The following is a 23,075-nucleotide window of genomic DNA, read 5'->3' on the forward strand; positions in this document are numbered from 1 at the left end:
CGTGAGGTACAACCGCATGCCCAGCGAGTTCTTCCTTCCCGATCCGGAGGGTCGGGTCCCCGACGCCGAGGGCTACTTCGGCGCCTTCGGCGGCACCTTCATCCCGGAGGCCCTGGTGGCCGCCGTGGACCAGGTCGCCGTCGAGTACGACAAGGCGAAGTCCGATCCCGAGTTCGCCCGCGAGCTCGACGACCTGCTCGTCCACTACACCGGCCGGCCCAGCGCGCTCACCGAGGTGCCCCGCTTCGCCGAGCACGCGGGCGGCGCCCGCGTCTTCCTCAAGCGCGAGGACCTGAACCACACCGGCTCCCACAAGATCAACAACGTGTTGGGTCAGGCCCTGCTGACCAGGCGGATGGGCAAGACCCGCGTCATCGCGGAGACCGGCGCCGGCCAGCACGGCGTCGCCACCGCCACCGCCTGCGCGCTGTTCGGCCTGGACTGCACGATCTACATGGGCGAGGTCGACACCCGGCGCCAGGCGCTGAACGTCGCCCGTATGCGGATGCTCGGCGCCGAGGTGGTGGCGGTCAGGTCCGGCAGCCGCACGCTCAAGGACGCCATCAACGAGGCCTTCCGCGACTGGGTCGCCAACGTCGACCGCACGCACTACCTGTTCGGCACCGTCGCCGGCCCGCACCCCTTCCCGGCGATGGTCCGCGACTTCCACCGGGTCATCGGCGTGGAGGCCCGCCGCCAGCTCCTGGAGCGGACCGGCCGGCTGCCCGACGCGGCCGTCGCCTGCGTCGGCGGCGGCTCCAACGCCATCGGCCTCTTCCACGCCTTCATCCCGGACGCCCCGGTCCGCCTGATCGGCTGCGAACCGGCCGGGCACGGTGTGGACACCGGGGAGCACGCGGCCACCCTGACCGCCGGCGAGCCCGGCATCCTGCACGGCTCCCGGTCGTACGTCCTGCAGGACGACGAGGGCCAGATCACCGAGCCCTACTCGATCTCCGCCGGGCTGGACTACCCCGGCATCGGGCCGGAGCACGCCTACCTGAAGGACTCCGGACGCGGCGAGTACCGGGCGGTCACGGACGACGCCGCGATGCAGGCCCTGCGCCTGCTGTCGCGGACCGAGGGCATCATCCCGGCGATCGAGAGCGCCCACGCGCTGGCCGGCGCCCTCGAGGTGGGCCGGGAACTGGGCCCGGAAGGGCTGATCGTGGTCAACCTCTCCGGCCGCGGCGACAAGGACATGGACACGGCCGCCCGCTACTTCGGCCTGTACGACACGGACGCCGAGGTGGCCGCGGACGCGGCGGACACCGCGGAGATCGAGGGGGACGCCAAGTGAGCGGCAACATCCGACTGCTGGACGACACCCTCGCCGCAGCCCGGGCCGAGGGCCGCTCCGCGCTCATCGCCTACCTTCCGGCCGGTTTCCCGACCGTGGACGGCGGCATCGAGGCGATCAAGGCCGTCCTCGACGGCGGTGCCGACATCGTGGAGGTGGGGCTGCCGCACAGCGACCCGGTGCTCGACGGCCCCGTCATCCAGACCGCCGACGACATCGCCCTGCGCGGCGGTGTGCGGATCGCCGACGTGATGCGCACGGTCCGGGAGGCCCACGCGGCGACCGGCAAGCCGGTGCTCGTCATGACGTACTGGAACCCCGTCGACCGCTACGGCGTGGAACGCTTCACCGCCGAGCTCGCCGAGGCGGGCGGCGCCGGCTGCATCCTGCCCGACCTGCCCGTGCAGGAGTCGGCGCGGTGGCGCGAGCACGCCGAGAAGCACGGCTTGGCGACGGTCTTCGTGGTGGCTCCCAGCAGCCGGGACGAGCGGCTCGCCGAGATCACCGCGGCGGGCAGCGGCTTCGTCTACGCCGCCTCCCTGATGGGGGTCACCGGCACCCGGGAGTCGGTCGGGACGCAGGCCCAGGACCTGGTGGAGCGCACCCGGGCCACCGGCACCGAGCTGCCCGTCTGCGTCGGCCTCGGCGTCTCCGACGGCGTCCAGGCCGCCGAGGTGGCCGGCTTCGCCGACGGGGTGATCGTCGGTTCGGCCTTCGTCAAGCGCATGCTGGACGCGCCCGACCCCGGAGCCGGGCTGGAGGCCGTGCGCGCTCTCGCGGGCGAGCTGGCCCGGGGCGTGCGCGGCCTGGCCCGGTAGGGGCCGGACCGGGCCGGCCCCGGCGGGGCCCGCCCCCGAGGTGACGCCGGTGGCGCGGCGTCCGGCACACGCCCCCGAGGGGCGGGAACCCGGACGCCGCGTGCCCGCCCCTCGGACGACGGCGCCGCCCGCGCACTCGGCTCTCCGTACGGGGCACGCGACAGGCGGACATCCCGCACAAGTCACTCGAACGGGTGGACATGGGGGCGGGGAGGCGCGGGGGGCCTCCCCGGTTCGTTCTGCGGGTGTGAGTGAGAAGAACCGTGACGGAAAGCGCACCGCCCGGGAGCGGCTGGCGGTCGAGCGCGAGAAGCAGAAGGCATCCGAGAAGCGGCGGCGGACACTGATCGTGGGCGCGAGCGTGGTCTGCGTCCTCGGTCTCGCCGCGGTGATCGGCGTGGTCGCCGCCAACTCGGGCAAGGACAAGGGCGGCCAGACGGCGGCGGGCCCGGTGGTGGCGCCCTCGGGGGCGAACGGCGAGGACAGCCTCGCCATCCCGGTCGGCGAGTCGGGAGCGCCGTCGACGCTCACCGTCTGGGAGGACTTCCGCTGCCCGGCCTGCCGGGCCTTCGAGGCGGCCTACCGGCCGACCATCCACGAGCTGGTCGACGCCGGACAGCTCAGAGCGGAGTACCACCTGGTCACGCTCATCGACGGCAATCTGGGCGGCACCGGCTCCCTGAACGCGGCCAACGCCGCCTCCTGCGCCCAGGACGCCGGGAAGTTCACCGCGTACCACGACGTGCTCTACGCCAACCAGCCGCAGGAGACCGACGACGCCTTCGGCGACAAGAACAAGCTCATCGAGCTGGCAGGCAAGGTCGACGGCCTCGACACCCCCGCGTTCCGCCGGTGCGTGGAGAACGGCACCCACGACGCCTGGGTCGCCAAGTCCCAGCAGGCCTTCAGCAAGGGCGGCTTCTCGGGCACCCCGACGGTGCTGCTGAACGGCAAGAACATCTACCAGGACCAGTCGATGACGCCGGCGAAGCTGAAGCAGATGGTGCAGCAGGCCGCGAAGGGATGAGCGGACGTACCGGCCCGTTATGGACCCGTAGCCGGGCTGCCCGACGCCGTTCCGGCCGGGCACGGTAGCGTCGACCCTGCCATGGAACTTGCCTACATTCCCAGCCCGTCGCACGGGGTGCTGCATCTCGGCCCCATCCCGCTGCGCGGCTACGCCTTCTGCATCATCATCGGCGTCTTCGTCGCCGTCTGGCTCGGCAACAAGCGCTGGGTCGCCCGGGGCGGTCGGCCCGGTACGGTCGCCGACATCGCCGTCTGGGCCGTCCCCTTCGGCCTCGTCGGCGGCCGGCTCTACCACGTGATCACGGACTACGAGCTGTACTTCAGCGAGGGCCGCGACTGGGTGGGCGCCTTCAAGGTCTGGGAGGGCGGCCTCGGCATCTGGGGCGCCATCGCGCTCGGTGCGCTCGGCGCGTGGATCGGCGCGCGTCGGCGGGGCATCCCGATGCCCGCATACGCCGACGCGGTCGCCCCCGGTATCGCCTTCGCGCAGGCGATCGGCCGCTGGGGCAACTGGTTCAACCAGGAGCTGTACGGCCGGCCCACCGACGTGCCGTGGGCGCTGAAGATCACTTCCTCGGACGGCGGCCGCATCCCCGGCACCTACCACCCGACCTTCCTGTACGAGTCGCTCTGGTGCGTCGGCGTCGCCCTGCTCGTCATCTGGGCCGACCGGCGCTTCCGGCTGGGCCACGGGCGGGCGTTCGCGCTGTACGTCGCCGCGTACTGCGCGGGCCGTGCCTGGATCGAGTACATGCGCGTCGACGACGCCCACCACATCCTGGGCCTGCGTCTGAACGACTGGACCGCCATGGGCGTGTTCCTCCTGGCGGTGCTGTACATCGTGGTGTCGGCGAAGGTGCGGCCGGGCCGGGAGCCCGTCGTGGAGCCGGGCGCCGCCGGCGACGAGGGCGCCGACGGTGACGAGAGCGCCGCCGGTGACGAGAGCGCCGCCGGTGCCGGTGACGACGCCCCGACCGGTGACGGTGATGCGGACGCGTCCGGCGGCCGGGATGCTGCCGAGGCCGGCGACGGCGATACGGCCGGGGACGAGGGCGCCGGGGAACGGCCCGGCGGCGAGGAGGCCGATCCGGACCCGGCGGAAGCCGGCGGGAGCGGTCGGGAAGCCGAGCCGGGCGACGCGGACCGGGCCGAGCGGGAGCCCGGGAGCGGGCCCTCCGCAGCGGCCGGGGACACGGCCGGTGAGAAGGACGAGGCGGGGTCCGGGACGCGCAAGAGCTGAACGCGTCCACACGGCCACGAGGGCGCCCGGAGATGTCTCCGGGCGCCCTTCTCGTGCAAAAGCGCAGGTAAGTGCAGCCTTTCCTTGCTGGCGGGCACGGTAGGCACAGCGTAGGTTTGGCGCTGTCAGAATTTAGAACATGTCCAAACTTAGCTTTGCCTAAGCTTTCTGGGGGATCCCTGTGGCCATCATCGAGACCGGGGCGACGCTGCACGAGGCGCACCGCGACAACCACACGCACCGCGACGTCAACGGCGGCTGGCTGCGCCCCGCCGTCTTCGGCGCGATGGACGGCCTCGTCTCCAATCTCGCCCTGATGACGGGCGTGGCCGGCGGTTCCGTCGCCCAGCAGACCATCGTGCTCACCGGGCTCGCGGGCCTGGCGGCGGGCGCGTTCTCCATGGCGGCCGGCGAGTACACCTCCGTGGCCTCCCAGCGTGAGCTGGTCGAGGCGGAGCTGGACGTCGAGCGGCGGGAGCTGCGGAGGCACCCCGCGGACGAGGAGGCCGAGCTCGCGGCGCTCTACGAATCGCGCGGGGTCGAGGCCGGGCTCGCCCGCGAGGTGGCCCGGCAGCTCTCCCGCGACCCCGAGCAGGCGCTGGAGATCCATGCCCGCGAGGAGCTCGGCATCGACCCGGGCGACCTGCCCTCGCCGCTGGTCGCGGCGGTGTCCTCGTTCGGCTCGTTCGCGCTCGGCGCCCTGCTGCCGGTGCTGCCCTACCTGCTCGGCGTGAGCGTCCTGTGGCCCGCCGTCCTGCTCGCCCTGCTCGGGCTGTTCGCCTGCGGTGCGGTGGTCGCCAGGGTGACCGCGCGGAGCTGGTGGTTCAGCGGCCTGCGGCAGCTGGCCCTGGGCGGTGCCGCCGCCGGTGTGACCTACGTCCTGGGCATGCTGTTCGGAACGGCCCTAGGATGACCCGGACTCGATGTATGCAAGTTACTGCATAAATATTCGTTACTTGCTGGTTTCGGCTGCCGGATCGCCGGGCATGAGCCGTAAGCGCTGTGGGCAATGACGCTCATCGCGCGGCTGTGGGGTGAGCGACGGTGCTGACCCCCTCGAAGGCCGGCGGGTGCCGGTCCGATCGATCCGGACCGCCCGTCGCCGCACACTTTCCGCCATCGTGCGCGGTACCCCGACCGCGGTCACGATGTCCACATGCTGGAACGGAATATCCAATTCCCGAGAACCGTTCCATCATGTAACCTGCACGAAATTCTGCACTCACGTGCGTTCACGCAGAGGGCCAACGTCGTCCCTCGGCACCTGCACATGCCACTTGACGACGACGGGAGAGCCGATGCGTACGCCGCGCCAGCCGTCCCAGCACTCCACGAATGGCCAGAACTGGTCGTTCATGGATGCTCGCCCTGCTGCGCAGGGTATGTACGACCCCCGCAACGAGCACGACGCCTGCGGCGTCGGCTTCGTGGCCACCCTCACCGGCGAGGCGAGCCACGCGCTGGTCGAGCAGGCGCTCACCGTTCTGCGCAACCTGGAGCACCGCGGCGCCACCGGCTCCGAGCCGGACTCCGGCGACGGCGCGGGCCTGCTGTCCCAGGTCCCGGACGCCTTCTTCCGCGAGGCCACCGACTTCGCCCTGCCCGAGGCCGGCGCCTACGCCGTCGGTATCGCCTTCCTGCCGATAGAGGGCTCCGACGACGCCGCCGCGTCGCTCGAGACGATCGCGGCCGAGGAGGGCCTCACCGTCCTCGGCTGGCGCGAGGTCCCGGTCGCCCCCGAACTGCTGGGCGCCACCGCCCGCTCGACGATGCCCGCCTTCCGGCAGATCTTCGTCGCCGACGGCGCCTCGACCGGCGTCGCCCTCGACCGCAAGGCGTTCGTGCTGCGCAAGCGCGCCGAACGCGAGGCGGGCGTCTACTTCCCGTCGCTGTCCGCCCGCACCATCGTCTACAAGGGCATGCTGACCACCGGCCAGCTGGAGCCGTTCTTCCCGGACCTGTCCGACCGCCGCTTCGCCTCCGCGATCGCGCTGGTGCACTCCCGCTTCTCCACGAACACCTTCCCGAGCTGGCCGCTGGCCCACCCGTACCGCTTCGTGGCGCACAACGGCGAGATCAACACCGTCAAGGGCAACCGCAACTGGATGCGCGCCCGCGAGTCGCAGCTCGCCTCCGACCTCTTCGGCGCCGACCGCGAGAGCCTCGAGCGCATCTTCCCGGTCTGCACCCCGGACGCCTCCGACTCCGCGTCCTTCGACGAGGTGCTGGAACTCCTCCACCTCGGCGGCCGCTCGCTGCCGCACTCCGTGCTGATGATGATCCCGGAGGCGTGGGAGAACCACGACTCCATGGACCCCGCCCGGCGCGCGTTCTACCAGTTCCACTCCACGATGATGGAGCCCTGGGACGGCCCGGCCTGCGTCTGCTTCACCGACGGCACCCAGGTCGGCGCCGTGCTCGACCGCAACGGTCTGCGCCCCGGCCGCTACTGGGTCACCGACGACGGCCTGGTCGTCCTCGGCTCCGAGGTCGGCGTGCTGGACATCGACCCGGCCAGGGTCGTCCGCAAGGGCCGCCTGCAGCCCGGCCGCATGTTCCTCGTCGACACCGCCGAGCACCGCATCATCGAGGACGACGAGATCAAGGCGGGTCTCGCCGCCGAGAACCCGTACCAGGAGTGGCTGGAAGCCGGCGAGATCGAGCTGAGCGACCTGCCCGAGCGCGAGCACATCGTCCACACCCACGCCTCGGTCACCCGCCGCCAGCAGACCTTCGGCTACACCGAGGAGGAACTGCGGGTCCTCATCGCGCCGATGGCCCGCACCGGCGCCGAGCCGATCGGCTCGATGGGCACCGACTCGCCGATCGCGGCCCTCTCCGAGCGCCCGCGGATGCTGTTCGACTACTTCACGCAGCTCTTCGCGCAGGTCACCAACCCGCCGCTGGACGCCATCCGCGAGGAGCTCGTCACCTCGCTGCGCTCCTCCCTCGGCCCGCAGGGCAACCTGCTGGAGCCGACCGCCGCGTCCTGCCGCAGCGTCGTCCTGCCCTTCCCGGTCATCGACAACGACGAGCTGGCCAAGCTCATCCACATCAACGCCGACGGCGACATGCCCGGCTTCAAGGCCGCGACCCTCTCCGGCCTGTACCGGGTGCACGGGGGAGGCGAGGCGCTGGCCGCGCGGATCGACGAGATCTGCTCCGAGGTCGACGCGGCGATCGAGAACGGCGCCCGCCTGATCGTCCTGTCCGACCGCCACTCCGACGCCGAGCACGCCTCGATCCCGTCGCTGCTGCTCACCGCCGCGGTCCACCACCACCTCATCCGCACCAAGCAGCGCACCGAGGTGGGACTGCTGGTCGAGGCCGGCGACGTCCGCGAGGTCCACCACGTCGCCCTGCTCATCGGCTACGGCGCCGCCGCGGTCAACCCGTACCTGGCGATGGAGTCGGTGGAGGACCTGCTGCGCGCGGGCACCTTCCTCGACGGCATCGAGCCCGAGCAGGCCATCCGCAACCTCATCCACGCGCTCGGCAAGGGCGTGCTGAAGGTGATGTCCAAGATGGGCATCTCCACCGTCGCCTCCTACCGCGGCGCGCAGGTGTTCGAGGCCGTCGGCCTGGACGACGCCTTCGTCGAGAAGTACTTCAACGGCACCACCACCAAGATCGGCGGCGTCGGCATCGACGTCGTCGCCGAGGAGGTCGCCGCCCGCCACGCCAAGGCGTACCCGGCCTCCGGCATCGCCCCGGCGCACCGCGCCCTGGAGATCGGCGGCGAGTACCAGTGGCGCCGCGAGGGCGAGCCGCACCTGTTCGACCCGGACACGGTCTTCCGCCTCCAGCACTCCACCCGCAGCGGCCGCTACGACATCTTCAAGAAGTACACGGACCGTGTGAACGAGCAGTCCGAGCGCCTGATGACGCTGCGCGGACTGTTCGGCTTCGCCTCCGACCGCGAGCCGATCCCGCTGGACGAGGTCGAGCCGGTCTCGGAGATCGTCAAGCGGTTCTCCACCGGCGCCATGTCGTACGGCTCCATCTCCAAGGAGGCGCACGAGACCCTCGCCGTCGCCATGAACCAGCTGGGCGGCAAGTCCAACACCGGTGAGGGTGGCGAGGACCCGGAGCGCCTGTACGACCCGGCCCGCCGGTCGTCGATCAAGCAGGTCGCCTCCGGCCGGTTCGGCGTCACCAGCGAGTACCTGGTCAACGCGGACGACATCCAGATCAAGATGGCGCAGGGCGCCAAGCCCGGCGAGGGCGGTCAGCTGCCCGGCCACAAGGTCTACCCGTGGGTGGCCAGGACCCGGCACAGCACCCCGGGCGTGGGCCTGATCTCCCCGCCGCCGCACCACGACATCTACTCCATCGAGGACCTGGCGCAGCTGATCCACGACCTGAAGAACGCGAATCCGCAGGCGCGGATCCACGTGAAGCTGGTCTCCGAGGTCGGCGTCGGTACCGTCGCCGCGGGCGTCTCCAAGGCGCACGCGGACGTGGTGCTGATCTCCGGCCACGACGGCGGCACCGGCGCCTCGCCGCTGACCTCGCTGAAGCACGCGGGCGGCCCCTGGGAGCTGGGCCTCGCCGAGACCCAGCAGACGCTGCTGCTCAACGGCCTGCGCGACCGCATCGTCGTGCAGACCGACGGCCAGCTCAAGACCGGCCGGGACGTCGTCATCGCCGCCCTGCTGGGCGCCGAGGAGTTCGGTTTCGCGACCGCCCCCCTCGTCGTCTCCGGCTGCGTCATGATGCGCGTCTGCCACCTGGACACCTGCCCGGTCGGCATCGCCACCCAGAACCCGACCCTGAGGGACCGGTTCTCCGGCAAGGCCGAGTACGTGGTGAACTTCTTCCGGTTCATCGCCGAGGAGGTCCGCGAGCTCCTCGCCGAACTGGGCTTCCGCTCGATCGACGAGGCCGTCGGCCGTGCCGAGACCCTCGACGTGACCCGCGCGGTGAACCACTGGAAGGCCCAGGGGCTGGACCTGGCGCCGCTGTTCCACGTCCCGGAACTGCCCGAGGGCGCGGCACGCCACCAGCTCGTCGAGCAGGACCACGGCCTTGCGAAGGCGCTGGACAACGAGCTGATCAAGCTCGCCGCCGACGCGCTCGCCGCGGACTCCGCGCAGGACGCCCAGCCGGTGCGCGCCCAGGTCGCCATCCGCAACATCAACCGCACGGTCGGCACCATGCTCGGCCACGAGGTGACGAAGAAGTTCGGCGGCGCGGGCCTGCCCGACGACACCGTCGACATCACCTTCACCGGCTCCGCCGGCCAGTCCTTCGGCGCGTTCGTGCCGCGCGGCGTCACGCTGCGCCTGGAGGGCGACGCCAACGACTACGTCGGCAAGGGCCTGTCCGGCGGCCGGGTCGTGGTCCGCCCGGACCGCGAGGCCGACCACCTCGCCGAGTACTCGACCATCGCCGGCAACACCCTCGCCTACGGCGCCACCGGCGGCGAGCTGTTCCTGCGCGGCAAGGTCGGCGAGCGGTTCTGCGTCCGCAACTCCGGCGCGCTGGTCGTCTCCGAGGGCGTGGGCGACCACGGCTGCGAGTACATGACCGGCGGCCGGGCGGTCGTCCTCGGCGAGACCGGCCGCAACTTCGCCGCCGGCATGTCGGGCGGCGTCGCCTACGTCATCGACCTGGACCGCGACAACGTCAACGCCGGCAACCTCGGCGCCGTCGAGCCGCTCGACGAGGCCGACCGGCAGTGGCTGCACGACGTGGTGCGCCGCCACCGGGAGGAGACCGGTTCCACGGTCGCCGAGAAGCTCCTGGCGGAGTGGGACACCGCGGCCCAGCGCTTCAGCAAGATCATCCCCGGTACCTACAAGGCAGTGCTCGCCGCCAAGGACGCCGCCGAGCGAGCCGGTCTCTCCGAGTCCGAGACCCACGAGAAGATGATGGAGGCGGCGATCAATGGCTGACCCGAAGGGCTTTCTGAACCACGGCCGCGAGGTCGCCAAGTCCCGTCCGGTGGAGGAGCGCACGAGGGACTGGAACGAGGTCTACGTCCCCGGCTCCCTGCTGCCGATCATCTCCAAGCAGGCCAGCCGGTGCATGGACTGCGGCATCCCGTTCTGCCACAACGGCTGCCCGCTGGGGAACCTGATCCCCGAGTGGAACGACTACGCCTACCGCGAGGACTGGTCGGCGGCGTCCGAGCGCCTGCACGCCACCAACAACTTCCCGGAGTTCACCGGACGCCTCTGCCCGGCACCGTGCGAGTCAGCGTGCGTGCTCGGCATCAACCAGCCGCCGGTGACCATCAAGAACGTCGAGGTCTCCATCATCGACAAGGCGTGGGAGAGCGGGGACGTGGCCCCGCAGATCCCGGAGCGCCTGTCCGGCAAGACCGTCGCCGTCGTCGGCTCCGGCCCGGCCGGCCTGGCCGCGGCCCAGCAGCTCACCCGGGCCGGCCACACCGTCGCCGTCTACGAGCGCGCGGACCGCGTCGGGGGCCTGCTGCGGTACGGCATCCCCGAGTTCAAGATGGAGAAGCGGCACATCAACCGCCGTATCGAGCAGATGCGCGCGGAGGGCACCCGCTTCCGCACCGGGGTGGAGATCGGCCGCGACCTGAAGGCGACCGACCTGAAGAAGCGGTACGACGCGGTCGTGCTGGCCGTCGGTGCCACCACCGCCCGCGACCTGCCGGTCCCGGGCCGTGAGCTGAACGGCATCCACCAGGCCATGGAGTACCTGCCGCTGTCGAACAAGGTCCAGGAGGGCGACTACGTCACCGCGCCGATCTCGGCGAAGGGCAAGCACGTGGTCGTCATCGGCGGCGGCGACACCGGCGCCGACTGCGTGGGCACCGCCCACCGCCAGGGCGCCGCCTCGGTCACCCAGCTGGAGATCATGCCCCGCCCGAACGACGAGCGGGACCCGGTCGCCCAGCCCTGGCCCACCTTCCCCATGCTGTACAAGGTGACCAGCGCCCACGAGGAGGGCGGCGAGCGGGTCTACGCCGTGTCGACCACCCACTTCGAGGGCGACGAGGACGGCAACGTGCAGTGGCTGCACCTCACCGAGGTGGAGTTCGTCGACGGCAGGCTGACCCCGAAGCCGGGCACCGAGCGGAAGATCCCCGCCCAGCTGGTCACCCTCGCCATGGGCTTCACCGGCACCGACCGGGACAACGGACTGGTGGAGCAGTTCGGCCTGGAGCTCGACGAGCGCGGTAACATCGCCCGTGACGCCGACTTCCGGACCAACGTGCCGGGCGTGTTCGTCGCCGGTGACGCGGGCCGCGGCCAGTCGCTCATCGTGTGGGCGATCGCCGAGGGCCGCTCCGCCGCCCGCGGTGTCGACCGCGAACTGACCGGTGCCAGCGACCTGCCGGCGCCGATCCGCCCGACGGACCGCGCACTGGCGGTCTGACCGGCACCCGCAAAGACGTCCCGTACAACGGCGTACGGAACACAGGCAGCGCCTGACCCATCGTCCCCGACCGGACACCGGGCAGGCGCCGCCGCCTTTTCCGGCCCGGAACGCCGGCCCGGCGCGGGGCCCGCCGCGCGCCGGAGAGCGCCTCAACGCCCCGCGGGCAACGGCGCGCCGTGCTCACCGACACGGCGCCGACCGCCCCGCCGCTCCCCGCTTCGCGGTGCGGCTCTATCGTGGGCGGATGCGCGCACACCGCATCGACCGCCCGGCCGATCTCGACGTGGTTCGTGACTCCTACGACCGGGTGGCCGACAACTACGCCCACATGGTGGTGACGACGGGGGTCGGCGACATCCGCCGCCATCCCTGGCTCAAGGCGTCGATCGACGCCTTCGCCGACACGGTGAGCGGGCTCGGGCCCGTCCTCGACGTCGGCTGCGGACCCGGAACCGTGACCGCCTACCTCGCCGAACGCGGACTCGACGTGTCCGGGGTCGACCTCTCGCCCCGCATGATCGAGAACGCGCGTCGTCTCCATCCGCAGTGCCGCTTCGGCGTCGCCTCCGCCACCGACCTCGAACTCGACGAGGCGTCCCTCGGCGGTGTGCTCGGCTGGTGGTCGCTCTTCAACCTCCCGCGCGACCTCCTGCCCCAGGTTCTCGCCCTGTTCGCGAGCGCGTTGAAGCCGGGCGGGCACTTCATCACCGGGACGCACGTCGGGGACGAGGACGTGGTGCGCACCGACGCGTACGGCGGCGTACCCGTTCGCTGGACGACGCACAAATGGCAGCCGGAACGGTTCGTGGAGCTGATCGAGCGGGCCGGCCTGCACGTGGTCGCCGAACTCCGGCTCCCCCCGGAGGAGTACAGCGGGCCGGGCCTGGTCGTCATGGCCAAGCGTCCCGACTGAGACCGGCCGCCGCAACCGGCAGGAGGATCGCCTGCCGGGGCCCGCCCCCGGCGCCCACCGCGGTCCTCCTTCCGGACACCCTGCGTTCGCTGCCGGGCACCCCTTCGCGAGAGGCTTCGGTGACGTCGACCGGCCCGTACCCCGGCCGGCCACGGGGGCGCCGGAGGGACCGCGGCCGCCACGGCCCCGGCAACCTCGCCCCGGGCGCCGCCCGCACGCGGGGCGCCGCCCGCACGCGGGGCGCCGCCCGCACGCGGGGCGCCGCCCGCACGCGGGGAACTCACGGCACCCGGTAGGTCTCCCCGTACATCGACCACACCAGCGGCGTCCGCAACTCCATGTTGCCGGCCTTCAGGAACCGCCGCTGGGCGGTGTCGATGCGGGAGGTGTCGATCGTCGTCCGGCGCTCCTTCATGGCCACCCGGCCGACGTCGAGGAAGGCGGTCAGATACGCCTTCTCGTCCCCGCCGTCGGAGGGCAGTTCCGCCTTCTGCATCGCCCGCTCGCGGAGTGCGTAGAAGCTCGCCCCGGACACGCCGGGGCCGTGGAACACCATCGCGTCGAAGTAGATGAACTGGCCCAGCGTGCCCAGGCCGTCCAGCTTCGCCAGCCGGACCGACGGCTTGAAGTAGACGCGGTCGCGTTCCTCCTCCTGCGCCCGACGGAACGCCGGAACCTTGGCCTCCGCCTTCCAGGCGGCCTTGAACCCGGGATCCAGGCCCTCGTGCGAGGCGGTGCCGTCGACCTTGTGCAGGGCCGGCAGGTAGCGCGCCAACCCGTTGTCGGGATGGTCCTTCGTGTACCGCTCGACCAGCGTCAGCAGATCGTGCGTACCGGTGCAGAAGCCGACGATGCCCGCCGTGTAGCCCTGACCGTCCCCGATGTCCTGGATCGATCCGTAGGTGCTGCGCCAGTCCAGGGTGGAGTTCTCGGCGGTCGCCACGATCTTCTGGGCCAGCTCCTTCTTGTCGGGGGCGGCCAGCCCGGGCGGAGCGTCGGCGATCACCTGGGCGTCCTCCGCGCGCTGCTTCTCTGCGGAGTCCTCGGCCCGCGCCTTGGCGTCCTTGCGGGACTCCTGGGAGGCCGCGGCGCTGGGTGTGACCGGGGCCGCGGCGTCCTTGAGCACCGCGGCACCGAAGAAGTAGTACAGCGCGCCCGCCAGCACGGGTAGAGCGGCCAGCAGCAGACAACCGGCACGTTTCATGGCACTCACCGCGCGGCCCGGCTCAGGCCGCTCCTCCCGTCAACTCGGACACCTTGCCCCACGCGCACAGCACCAGCACCACCAGCACCGCGGTGCACACGCCCGCCTGGACGAGCCCCCGCCGCCTGCCACGTGGCGCGTAAGCGTACGCCACCGCCACCACGGCCCCCGTGACCAGACCGCCCACGTGGGCCTCCCAGGACGTGAAACGGGCGGAGACGAGCAGCCACACCAGCAGCAGCGCCATGCCGGGGTCGACGCCCCGGCCGCCCGGACGGCGGGCGAAGACGAAAGCGGCGGCGGCCACGCCGAAGATGCCGCCGGAGGCACCCACCGTGTACTCCCGGGGTGCCAGCAGCAGCACCGCCACCGAGCCGCCGAGCACCGACAGCAGGAAGAGCGCGCCGAACCGCGTCCGGCCGAGCTGCGGCTCCACCTGGCGGCCCACGCTCCACAGCGCCGCCATGTTCAGCACCAGGTGCAGGATCCCGAGGGGGTTCCCGCGGGCCGACAGGTGCAGGAACGCGCCGGTCACCAGCCGGTACCACTCCCCGTGCGCGACACCCGCCCACACCCGGCCGGGCGCCGGGGCCCCGAGCATCGCGAACCGGTCCACCAGATCCGGCAGCGCCAACTCGGCCACGTACGCCAGCAGGTTCAGTGCGATCAGCGCGTACGTCACCGCCGGCACCGCCGAGACCCGCCCGCCGAAGACCGTGCGGGCCTGCCGGACCGAGCGTGAACCCTCCTTCACGCACTCCACGCACTGGTGGCCGACCGCCGCCTCGCGCATGCAGCCGGGGCAGATGAAGCGGTCACAGCGGGTGCAGCGGACGTACGACTCGACCTTCGGATGGCGGTAGCACGTCGTGACGGTGGATTCGGTATCCACGGCCGGCTCCTCGGGCATGCAGCGACGGAACGGACGATGAGCCGGTGGGGACGGCGCCGAACAAGATAGCCAACCCGGGGGAGCGGACGCGGAGCAGGGTGGCGACTGGCGTACGCTCGGCACCCGGTCCAGGAACGTCCCGGTGCGACATCCGGGTGCGACAGGGGGGAGCCCGGGTGTCCGCGATCAGCCTGACCAAGATGGAGCAGACCGCACCCGCACTGGTCAGTCTGTACAAGAGCGCCGGCGCCTCACTCGCCGAGCACGGACTGTCCGGCCAACGGGCCGCCGTCTACCTGGTCGTCGACTACTCCGGCTCCATGCGGCCCTACTACCGCGACGGCAGCGTCCAGGCGCTCGCCGACCGGGTGCTGGGTCTGTCCGCGCACCTCGACGACGACGGCACCGTCCCCGTCGTCTTCTTCTCCACCGACATCGACGCCGTCACCGACATCGCCCTCGCCGACCACCGCGGCCGCATCGAACGCATCGCGGCCGGGCTCGGCCACATGGGCAGGACCAGCTACCACCTGGCCATCGACGCCGTCATCGACCACTACCTCGACAGCGGCGCCCGGGACCCCGCCCTCGTCGTCTTCCAGACCGACGGCGGGCCGATCGACAAGGCCGCCGCGGAGCGGTACCTGTGCAAGGCGGCCCGGCTGCCGATGTTCTGGCAGTTCATCGGCTTCGGCGACCCGCACAGCAAGCAGTTCGACTTCCTGCGCAGGCTCGACGAGTTGCCGGTCCCCGGCCGGCGCGCGGTCGACAACGCGGGCTTCTTCCACGCCGGCACCGACCCGCGCAGGGTCTCCGACGCCGACCTCTACGACCGGCTGGTCCGGGAGTTCCCCGGCTGGCTCTCGGCCGCCCGGGCCCGGGGCATCGTCCCCGCGCCCTGACCCCCCGCCACCGGGGGGACCCGCCCGGGGCCGCGGCGACAGCCGGCCCCGGCATCCCGCCGCACCGCCTGCCCGGTCGACCCGGGGCCGCGGACGACCGGCGGTCATCCGTTCCGCCGACGGCGTGTTCCGCCGGACCGGCGTCAGGTGTCGCACTCCAGCACCGTCCGGCACAGACCGCACCGCACCCGCGCCCGTCCCTGCACCGGCACCCTGATCCGCTGGAAGCAGGTCGGGCAGGCGAACGTCACCCGCAGCGGCCCCCGCTCCGGTGCCGTGAACGCGTAGGGCGCGTCCGCCGCCGGCGCCGCACCGCCCTCCAGCGCATGCCGCCGGTCCCGCGCGTACCGCCGCCGCCCCGCCCAGCCCGCCGCGGTCAGCGGCGGCTGCCGCGCGTCCAGCCGCGCCCGCTCACCGCCCTTCACGTACGCCGTGTACGCCTGCGGACTGGTGAACCACGGTGCGGGGTCCTCACCGAGCAGCAGGGCCCGCTTGGCCAGCACGTAGCCGAACTCCTCCGGCGTGAGGTAGCCGAGCTTCTGCGAGGACACCGCGTCCTCCCGGAAGGCGTCCAGCAGGAGCCAGCCCGCCCCCAGGTACGTCGTCGCGGTGTCCGTGAGGATCTCGTTGTCCCGGGTGCCCGGGAACGCCAGGTCCAGCCGGTGCAGGTACACGTGCATGATCTCGTGCGCCAGGGCGGCCCCGATGTCCCGGCGATGCGTGCGGAACCGGTCGTTCAGCTCCACGAAGTACTCCGGGCCGGCCGTCAGTTCCACGTTCGCCGCGTGCGTCATCTCCCGGAACGACACGACCAGCCGCGCGTCCGGCAACCGGTAGTGGCGCACCAGCTCCCGCGCCACCCGCTGCGCACCGAGGTAGAGGTCGTCGGTGTCGCAGAACGCCACGTCGGCCGGCGCCACGCTGCTCCCGAACGTCCGGATCGAGTCCCCGGACAACCTCCGGTACAGCGCCGTGACCGCCGCCCGCACCGTCTCCAGATGCGGGTACCCGTGCTCCACCGGTCCGCCGTCCGCCACGCCCGTACCCCCAAGACGCCCTCGACCCGAGACCACTGTACGCACGGCCGGGCGGATCCTCGCCGAACGAACCGGGCCCGGCCACGCATTAGGGTGGTCGCCCATGACCACCAGCACCACCGGCACCGACGACGCCGACCCCGCCGTGCACGCCGAGCTCGCCCGGCTGCGCGACAGCATCGACAACATCGACGCCGCCGTCGTCCACATGCTCGCCGAACGCTTCAAGTGCACCCAGCAGGTCGGCCACCTCAAGGCCGCCCACCGGCTGCCGCCCGCCGACCCGGCCCGCGAGGCCCGCCAGATCGACCGGCTGCGCTCCCTCGCCGAGAGCGCCAAACTCGACCCCGCGTTCGCCGAGAAGTTCCTCAACTTCATCATCGCGGAGGTCATCCGCCACCACGAGAGCATCGCCGACGACACCGCGGCCGGCCACACCCCGACGGCCCGCTGACCCCGCAGGGCCGGTCCCGGCCGCCCGGCAGCGGACCCCGCCCCCGACCTCGCGGCGCGCGGACGGCGCACGCGCCGGACCCGACAAAGAGCGCGTTCCGATCCGCCCCTGTGCCCGGTCAGCCCCATCGTGCAGCATGTCCTGCATGTCCGTACTGACGCGCGACGAAGCGCAGACCCGTGCCCAGCTCCTCGACGTCCACCGCTACACCGTCGAACTCGACCTCACCACCGGGGACGAGACCTTCGACTCCCGCACCGCCATCCGGTTCACCGCCCGCGCCGACCAGGGCAGCACGGACACGTTCGTCGAGGTCAGGCCCGCCACGCTGCACTCCGCCACCCTCGACGGACAGCCCCTCGACCCCGGCAGCCTCGACGGCAACCGGCTGCCCCTGAGGGACCTCCCCGCAGGCGAGCACGAACTGCACCTGCACGCCACCATGCGCTACTCCCGCACCGGCGAGGGCATGCACCGCTTCACCGATCCCAGCGACGGCGAGACCTACGTCTACACCCAGCTGTTCATGGAGGACGTCCAGCGCGTCTTCGCCGCCTTCGACCAGCCGGACCTCAAGGCCGCCTTCGACCTGACCGTCACCGCCCCCGAAGGCTGGACCGTCCTCTGCAACAGCAGCACCGAACACCTCGGCGGCGGACGCTGGCGGGCCGCCACCACGCCGCCGCTGTCCACCTACCTCGTGGCCGTCGCCGCGGGCCCCTGGCACTCCGTCCGCACCGAGCACCGCGGACTGCCCTTCGCCCTGCACTGCCGGCGCTCCCTCGCCCCCCACCTGGACGACGACGCCGAGGAGATCCTCGACATCACCCGCGCCTGCTTCGACCGGTACCACGAGAAGTTCGAACAGCCCTACCCGTTCGACTCCTACGACCAGGCCTTCGTCCCCGAGTTCAACGCCGGCGCCATGGAGAACCCCGGGCTCGTCACCTTCCGCGACGAGTTCGTCTACCGCTCCGCCGTCACCGACACCGAACGCCAGACGCGCGCCATGGTCATCGCCCACGAGATGGCCCACATGTGGTTCGGCGACCTCGTCACCCTCAAGTGGTGGGACGACATCTGGCTCAACGAGTCCTTCGCCGAGTACATGGGCTACCAGACCCTCACCGAGGCCACCCGCTTCACCGAGACCTGGACCGACTTCGCGGTCGCCCGCAAGACCTGGGGATACGACGCCGACCAGCGGCCCACCACCCACCCGGTCGCCCCCGACGACGTCCCCGACACCGCCTCCGCCCTCCTGAACTTCGACGGCATCTCCTACGCCAAGGGCGCCTCCGCGCTCCGCCAACTCGTCACCTGGCTGGGCGAGAAGGACTTCCTCGCCGGTATCAACACCCACTTCGCACGGCACAGCTTCGCCAACGCCACCCTCGCCGACTTCATCGACTCGCTCGCCTCCAGCACCGAACGCGACGTCCACGCCTGGGCCGACGCCTGGCTGCGCACCACCGGGGTCGACACCCTCACCCCCCGGATCCGCACCGGCGACCACGGCACCTGCACCCTCACCGTCGACCACGCCGGCGACCGCCCGCACCGCGTCGCCGCGGGCCTGTACGACGTCGACCTCGCCGACGAGGGCCGGCTCACCCTCCGCAACCGCCTCGACCTCGACGTGCCCGGCAGCGGAGCCGTCCCCATCGGCAAGCGCCCCGCGCTGCTCGTCCTCAACGACGGCGACCTCACCTACGCCAAGGTCCGCTTCGATCCCGACGCCCACCGCACCCTGCGAACCCACCTGTCCGGGCTCCCCGACCCCCTCACCCGCGCCGTCGTCTGGAACACGCTGCGCGACACCGTCCGGGACGGCGAACTCCCCGCCTCGGCCTATCTGGACACCGCCCGCGCCCATCTCCCCCACGAGACCGATCTCGCGCTCGTGGACGGCGTCCTCACCTTCGCCGCCACCCACATCGCGGACCGCTACAGCGGCGCCGAAAGACGGCCCACCGCCCTGGCCACCGTCTCCTCCCTGTGCCGCGACCTCATCCGCCGCACCGAGGACGGCGACCACCCCGGACTGCGCCTGGTCGCCGTGCGGCACGCCATCGACACCGCCGCCCGGCCCGACGGCATCCACGCCTGGCTCACCGAGGGCACCGTCCCCGGCGGCCCCGAGCTCGACCCCGAACTGCGCTGGCGCATCCTCGCCCGCCTCGCCGTACTCGGCGCCACCGACGAGGCCGCCATCGCCGCCGAGCTCGACCGCGACCCCAGCGCCACCGGCCGGGAGGGCGCCGCCCGCTGCCGCGCCGCACTGCCCGACCCCGCGGCGAAGGAGGCGGCCTGGGAGGCGATGTTCAGCCGCGACGACCTGTCCAACTACCTGTTCACCGCGACGGCCCAGGGCTTCTGGCAGCCCGAGCAGGCCGAGCTGCTCGGCGACTACGTGCCCCGCTACTTCGAGGACGCCGTCGCCGTCGCCGCCCGCCGCGGACCCGCCATCGCCGACGCCGCCGGCCGCTGGGCCTTCCCCGTGCACGCGGTCGACGCCGACACCGTCCGCCTGGGCGAGGAGTGCCTGCGCCGCTCCGGGCCGATCCCCGCACTGCGCCGCAAGCTCGCCGACCAGCTCGACGACCTCGCCCGCGCCCTGCGGGTCAGGGACGCCGCGTAGCAGCCCCGCGGCGGCACCGCGCCGCTCCCGGGCGTTCGGGACGCCGGTGGCGCGCCGCGCCTTCCCGGCCGCTCTTCCCGGTACCCGCCGCACCGGTGGGTACCGGGAAGGGCCTCGGCCCCTCCCGTGCTCTCCGGCACCGTTCCCGTGCCGCCCGCGCGCCCCCGGGCCGCGCCCCGCTCCCGCGCGGCCGCCCACCCACGCCCCCGTCACCCGGCTGCGCGCCCGCCGCCCGCCCACGGCCCCGCCGCCCGGCTGCGAGCCTGCCGCCCGGCTCCGGGCACGCCGCAGTACCCCCTTTCGGGTTGCGCTCGTCGCACTCTCCGGACACCGCACCCCCACCGCGGACAAGCTGAAAGCCCCGCGCCCGCCCGGAGAACCCATGAGCACGCCGCCCCTCGCTTCCGGCCCCCAAGGCCCCCACGCCCTCTGGCCGTTGCTCGAAACCGTCCTGGACGCTCTCCACCGCGGCACCCTCGCCCGCCCCGGCCCGCTCCCCGCCGGCGGCCCGGCCGCCGTCGCCGCCCGCCTGCGTGACACCGTCGGCGACCTCCTGCCCGAGCACGGCGACCCCACCGCCCTGCGTACCCTCGTCACCGCGCTCGCCGAGGGGGCCGCCGACCCCGCGCACCCCCTGTGCACGGCCCACCTGCACTGCCCGCCCCTCGCCGTCGCCACCGCAGCCGACCTCGCCGCCAGCGCACTCAACCCCTCCCTCGACTCCTGGGACCAGGCTCCCGCCGCCTCCGCGCTCGAGGACCTGGTCACCCGCGCCGTGGCCGAGCAGACGGGTATGGCGGACGCGCTGGTCACCACCGGCGGCACGGAGTCCAACCAGCTCGCCCTGCTGCTCGCCCGGGAGGCGCACGGCTCCCGCCTCCGCCTCCTGCACGCCGCCAACGCGCACCACTCCCTGCCCCGGGCGGCCTGGCTCCTCGGGCTCCCCGAGCCCCTCGCACTGCCGGCCCCGGCCGGCACCCTCGACGCCGCCGCGCTGGCCGACGCCCTCCGCCGGGTCCGCGGCCCGGTCCTGGTCGCCGCCACCGCGGGCACCACCGACGCCGGACTCATCGACCCGCTCCCCGAGATCGCCGCACTGTGCCGCGCACACCAGGCGCGCCTGCACATCGACGCCGCCTACGCCGCTCCCCTCCTGTTCAGCCCCACGCACCGCAGCGCACTCGACGGCCTCGAACAGGCCGACACCGTCGCCCTGGACCTGCACAAACTCGGCTGGCAACCCATCGCGGCCGGATTCCTCGCCATCCGCGCGGCCGCCGACCTCGAAGCGCTCCGCCACCGCACCGGGTACCTCAACGCCGAGGACGACACGGAAGCCGGCCTGCCCGACCTCCTCGGCCGCTCCCTGCGCACCAGCCGGCGCCCCGACGCCCTGAAGATCGCGGTCACCTTCAGGACGCTCGGCCGCACCGGCCTCGCGGCCCTCGTCGACCAGGTCATCGGCCGGGCCCACACCCTCGCCGACCTCGTCGCCGCCCGGCCCGACCTCCGGCTCTACCGGCGGCCCACCCTCAGCACCGTCCTCTTCCGCCCCCGCGGCAGCACCGACGCCCACACCGCCGCGGTGCGCCGCCACCTGCTCGCCCGCGGCCACGCCGTCCTCGGCCGCGCCCGTCCGGAGGGCCGGCTCTGGCTGAAGGCCACCCTCCTCAACCCCCTCTCGACCAGCGACGACCTCGGCCGGCTGCTGGACCACGTGCGCGAGGCCACCCGCGCCACCCGCCCCGAAGGGAACGCCCCCAGATGACCAACCCCCCACCCACCACGCCCGACACCCCCCGCGACCTCGTCGGCGTCGGCATCGGCCCCTTCAACCTCTCCCTGGCCGCCCTCGCCCATCCCCTCACCGGGCTCGACACCGCCTTCTACGAGCAGCAGCCCGCCTTCCACTGGCACCCCGGTCTGCTGATCGACGGGGCCCGCGTCCAGGTCCCCTTCCTCGCCGACCTCGTCACCCTCGCCGACCCCGCCAACCCCTGGAGCTTCCTCAACTACCTGAGGAGCCGGGACCGCCTCTTCCCCTTCTACTTCGCCGAGCGGCTGCACATCCCCCGTGCCGAGTACGACGACTACTGCCGCTGGGTCGCCGGCCGGCTTCCCGGGCTGCACTTCCGCCACCACGTCGACGCCGTCCGCTGGAACCCCGAACACGGTCTCTTCGAGGTCGACTTCACCCAACTCGACGCCGAGGGGCAGGCGGAGGCACTGGGCCGGACACACACCAGGAACGTCGTTCTCGGTGTCGGCACCGAACCCCACGTCCCCGCCCCCCTCAAGCCCCTCGTCGACGCCCCCGGCGTCCCCGTCCTGCACGCCGCCGACTACCTCGCCCACCGCGACGCGCTCCTCGCCGCCGAGCACGTCACCGTCGTCGGCTCCGGACAGACCGGTGCCGAGGTCTTCCTCGACCTCCTCCGCCACCGCCCCGCCGGCCGGGAGCGGCTGCACTGGATCGGCCGCACTCCCGCCTTCGCGCCCATGGAGTACTCCAAGCTCGGCCTCGAACACTTCACCCCCGACTACAGCCGGTTCTTCCACGGCCTCACCGAGCCCGTCCGCGACCGTCTCCTCGCCGGTCAGTGGCAGCTCCACAAGGCCGTCGACGCGGAGACCCTGGCCGCCGTCCACGAGGAGCTGTACCGGCGCACCCTGGACGGCGGCTGGCCCGACGCCGTCCTCATCCCGGGCGTCCGGGTGCGCACCGCGGGACGCCTCGCCACCACCAGGGTCGAACTGCACCTCGAACACGTCGACCAGGGCACCCGCAGCCGCCTCGGCACCGACGCCGTGGTCCTCGCCACCGGCTACCGCGAGCGTCCCCTCACCCCGCTTCTCTCCGGCCTCGACCCCTATCTGCGCCGCGACGGCAGCGACCGCCTCCGGGTCGACGCGCAGTTCCGCCTCGTTCTCGACCCGGCCGTCTCCGGAGCGGTGTACGTCCAGAACGCCGAGCGCCACAGCCACGGTGTCGGCGCTCCCGACCTCGGTCTGGCGGCCTGGCGCAGTGCCACCATCCTCAACACCGTCACCGGCGAGGAGTCCTGTCCGCTGCCCGGCCGAACCGCCTTCACCAGCTTCGGACTCGAGCAGCAGCCGCAGATCCCCCCGGCCCGGCGGGCCCAGGCGCTCACCCCGCTCGCCGACGGCAGGTAGCGGGGCGGTGCGGTGCCCGGGCCGGGTGCGTATCGCGTACGCACGGGCGTGCGCCGTGCACCGTACGCCGCAGCGCGCTCATCGGAGCATTCCGGCGCACACTTCAACACTTGTC

Annotated in this window: 16 protein-coding genes; 13 read left to right on the top strand and 3 right to left on the bottom strand. The window is 72.7% G+C overall.

The annotated features are described in order from the left end of the window. The first annotated feature begins 16 nt into the window (after nucleotides 1-16). The 8 genes from trpB (at nucleotide 17) to ACL02U_RS06855 (ending at nucleotide 12,656) form a co-directional block, all read left to right on the top strand. Complete coding sequence (gene trpB / locus ACL02U_RS06820) at nucleotides 17-1,300, top strand: tryptophan synthase subunit beta (protein WP_412789738.1); 1,284 nt, start codon at nucleotides 17-19, stop codon at nucleotides 1,298-1,300. After that, entirely contained in the window at nucleotides 1,297-2,118 is an 822-nt protein-coding gene (trpA, locus tag ACL02U_RS06825) for a tryptophan synthase subunit alpha (RefSeq protein ID WP_412789739.1), read from the top strand. The genes trpB and trpA overlap by 4 nt, the downstream gene beginning before the upstream one ends. Nucleotides 2,119-2,365: 247 nt before the next feature. Further along, entirely contained in the window at nucleotides 2,366-3,145 is a 780-nt protein-coding gene (locus ACL02U_RS06830) for a DsbA family protein (RefSeq protein WP_412789740.1), read from the top strand. Nucleotides 3,146-3,226: 81 nt separating this feature from the next. Beyond that, the gene (gene lgt, locus ACL02U_RS06835; RefSeq protein WP_412789741.1) at nucleotides 3,227-4,387 is read left to right on the top strand and encodes a prolipoprotein diacylglyceryl transferase; all 1,161 of its coding nucleotides are present in this window, start codon (nucleotides 3,227-3,229) and stop codon (nucleotides 4,385-4,387) included. Nucleotides 4,388-4,568: 181 nt separating this feature from the next. Next, a complete protein-coding gene (locus ACL02U_RS06840; RefSeq protein WP_412789742.1) occupies nucleotides 4,569-5,300 on the top strand; it encodes a VIT1/CCC1 transporter family protein in 732 nt (243 codons plus the stop codon). Nucleotides 5,301-5,685: 385 nt separating this feature from the next. Then, nucleotides 5,686-10,284, top strand: coding sequence for a glutamate synthase large subunit (gene gltB, locus ACL02U_RS06845; RefSeq protein WP_412789743.1), 4,599 nt, complete (start codon nucleotides 5,686-5,688; stop codon nucleotides 10,282-10,284). Further along, nucleotides 10,277-11,740 carry a glutamate synthase subunit beta gene (locus ACL02U_RS06850; RefSeq protein ID WP_412789744.1) on the top strand — a complete coding sequence of 488 codons (1,464 nt, stop codon included), beginning with the start codon at nucleotides 10,277-10,279 and terminating at the stop codon, nucleotides 11,738-11,740. Before gltB ends, ACL02U_RS06850 begins: the two co-directional genes overlap by 8 nt. A gap of 247 nt (nucleotides 11,741-11,987) precedes the next feature. Further along, nucleotides 11,988-12,656: a class I SAM-dependent methyltransferase gene (locus ACL02U_RS06855; protein ID WP_412789745.1), complete on the top strand. Its 669-nt coding sequence runs from the start codon at nucleotides 11,988-11,990 to the stop codon at nucleotides 12,654-12,656. A 280-nt stretch (nucleotides 12,657-12,936) separates the two neighbouring features. Here ACL02U_RS06855 and ACL02U_RS06860 read toward each other — a convergent pair whose 3' ends face one another. Both ACL02U_RS06860 and ACL02U_RS06865 read right to left on the bottom strand, forming a co-directional pair. After that, nucleotides 12,937-13,860 (bottom strand): chitosanase, encoded by a 924-nt coding sequence (locus tag ACL02U_RS06860; RefSeq protein WP_412789746.1) that lies wholly within the window; start codon nucleotides 13,858-13,860, stop codon nucleotides 12,937-12,939. 22 nt (nucleotides 13,861-13,882) lie between these two features. After that, on the bottom strand, nucleotides 13,883-14,752 hold the full coding sequence (locus ACL02U_RS06865; RefSeq protein ID WP_412789747.1) for a rhomboid family intramembrane serine protease: 870 nt from the start codon (nucleotides 14,750-14,752) through the stop codon (nucleotides 13,883-13,885). 176 nt (nucleotides 14,753-14,928) lie between these two features. On the opposite strand from ACL02U_RS06865, the gene ACL02U_RS06870 reads away from it, so the two are divergent. After that, complete coding sequence (locus tag ACL02U_RS06870; RefSeq protein ID WP_412789748.1) at nucleotides 14,929-15,654, top strand: vWA domain-containing protein; 726 nt, start codon at nucleotides 14,929-14,931, stop codon at nucleotides 15,652-15,654. Between the two features lie 143 nt (nucleotides 15,655-15,797). Here the strand turns inward: ACL02U_RS06870 and ACL02U_RS06875 are convergent, their stop codons facing one another. After that, entirely contained in the window at nucleotides 15,798-16,691 is an 894-nt protein-coding gene (locus tag ACL02U_RS06875; RefSeq protein ID WP_412789749.1) for a hypothetical protein, read from the bottom strand. Between the two features lie 103 nt (nucleotides 16,692-16,794). Between ACL02U_RS06875 and ACL02U_RS06880 the strand changes: the two genes are divergently transcribed. The 4 genes from ACL02U_RS06880 to ACL02U_RS06895 all read left to right on the top strand — a co-directional run bounded on the left by ACL02U_RS06880 (nucleotide 16,795) and on the right by ACL02U_RS06895 (nucleotide 22,960). Beyond that, nucleotides 16,795-17,145: a chorismate mutase gene (locus ACL02U_RS06880; RefSeq protein ID WP_412789750.1), complete on the top strand. Its 351-nt coding sequence runs from the start codon at nucleotides 16,795-16,797 to the stop codon at nucleotides 17,143-17,145. Between the two features lie 145 nt (nucleotides 17,146-17,290). Then, entirely contained in the window at nucleotides 17,291-19,786 is a 2,496-nt protein-coding gene (gene pepN / locus ACL02U_RS06885; RefSeq protein WP_412789751.1) for an aminopeptidase N, read from the top strand. A gap of 382 nt (nucleotides 19,787-20,168) precedes the next feature. Beyond that, a complete protein-coding gene (locus tag ACL02U_RS06890; RefSeq protein ID WP_412789752.1) occupies nucleotides 20,169-21,554 on the top strand; it encodes a pyridoxal phosphate-dependent decarboxylase family protein in 1,386 nt (461 codons plus the stop codon). Then, nucleotides 21,551-22,960 carry a lysine N(6)-hydroxylase/L-ornithine N(5)-oxygenase family protein gene (locus ACL02U_RS06895; RefSeq protein WP_412789753.1) on the top strand — a complete coding sequence of 470 codons (1,410 nt, stop codon included), beginning with the start codon at nucleotides 21,551-21,553 and terminating at the stop codon, nucleotides 22,958-22,960. The genes ACL02U_RS06890 and ACL02U_RS06895 overlap by 4 nt, the downstream gene beginning before the upstream one ends. Nucleotides 22,961-23,075 lie beyond the last annotated feature (115 nt).

The organism is Streptomyces sp. MS06, from assembly GCF_047200655.1.
Taxonomy (GTDB): Bacteria; Actinomycetota; Actinomycetes; order Streptomycetales; family Streptomycetaceae; genus Streptomyces.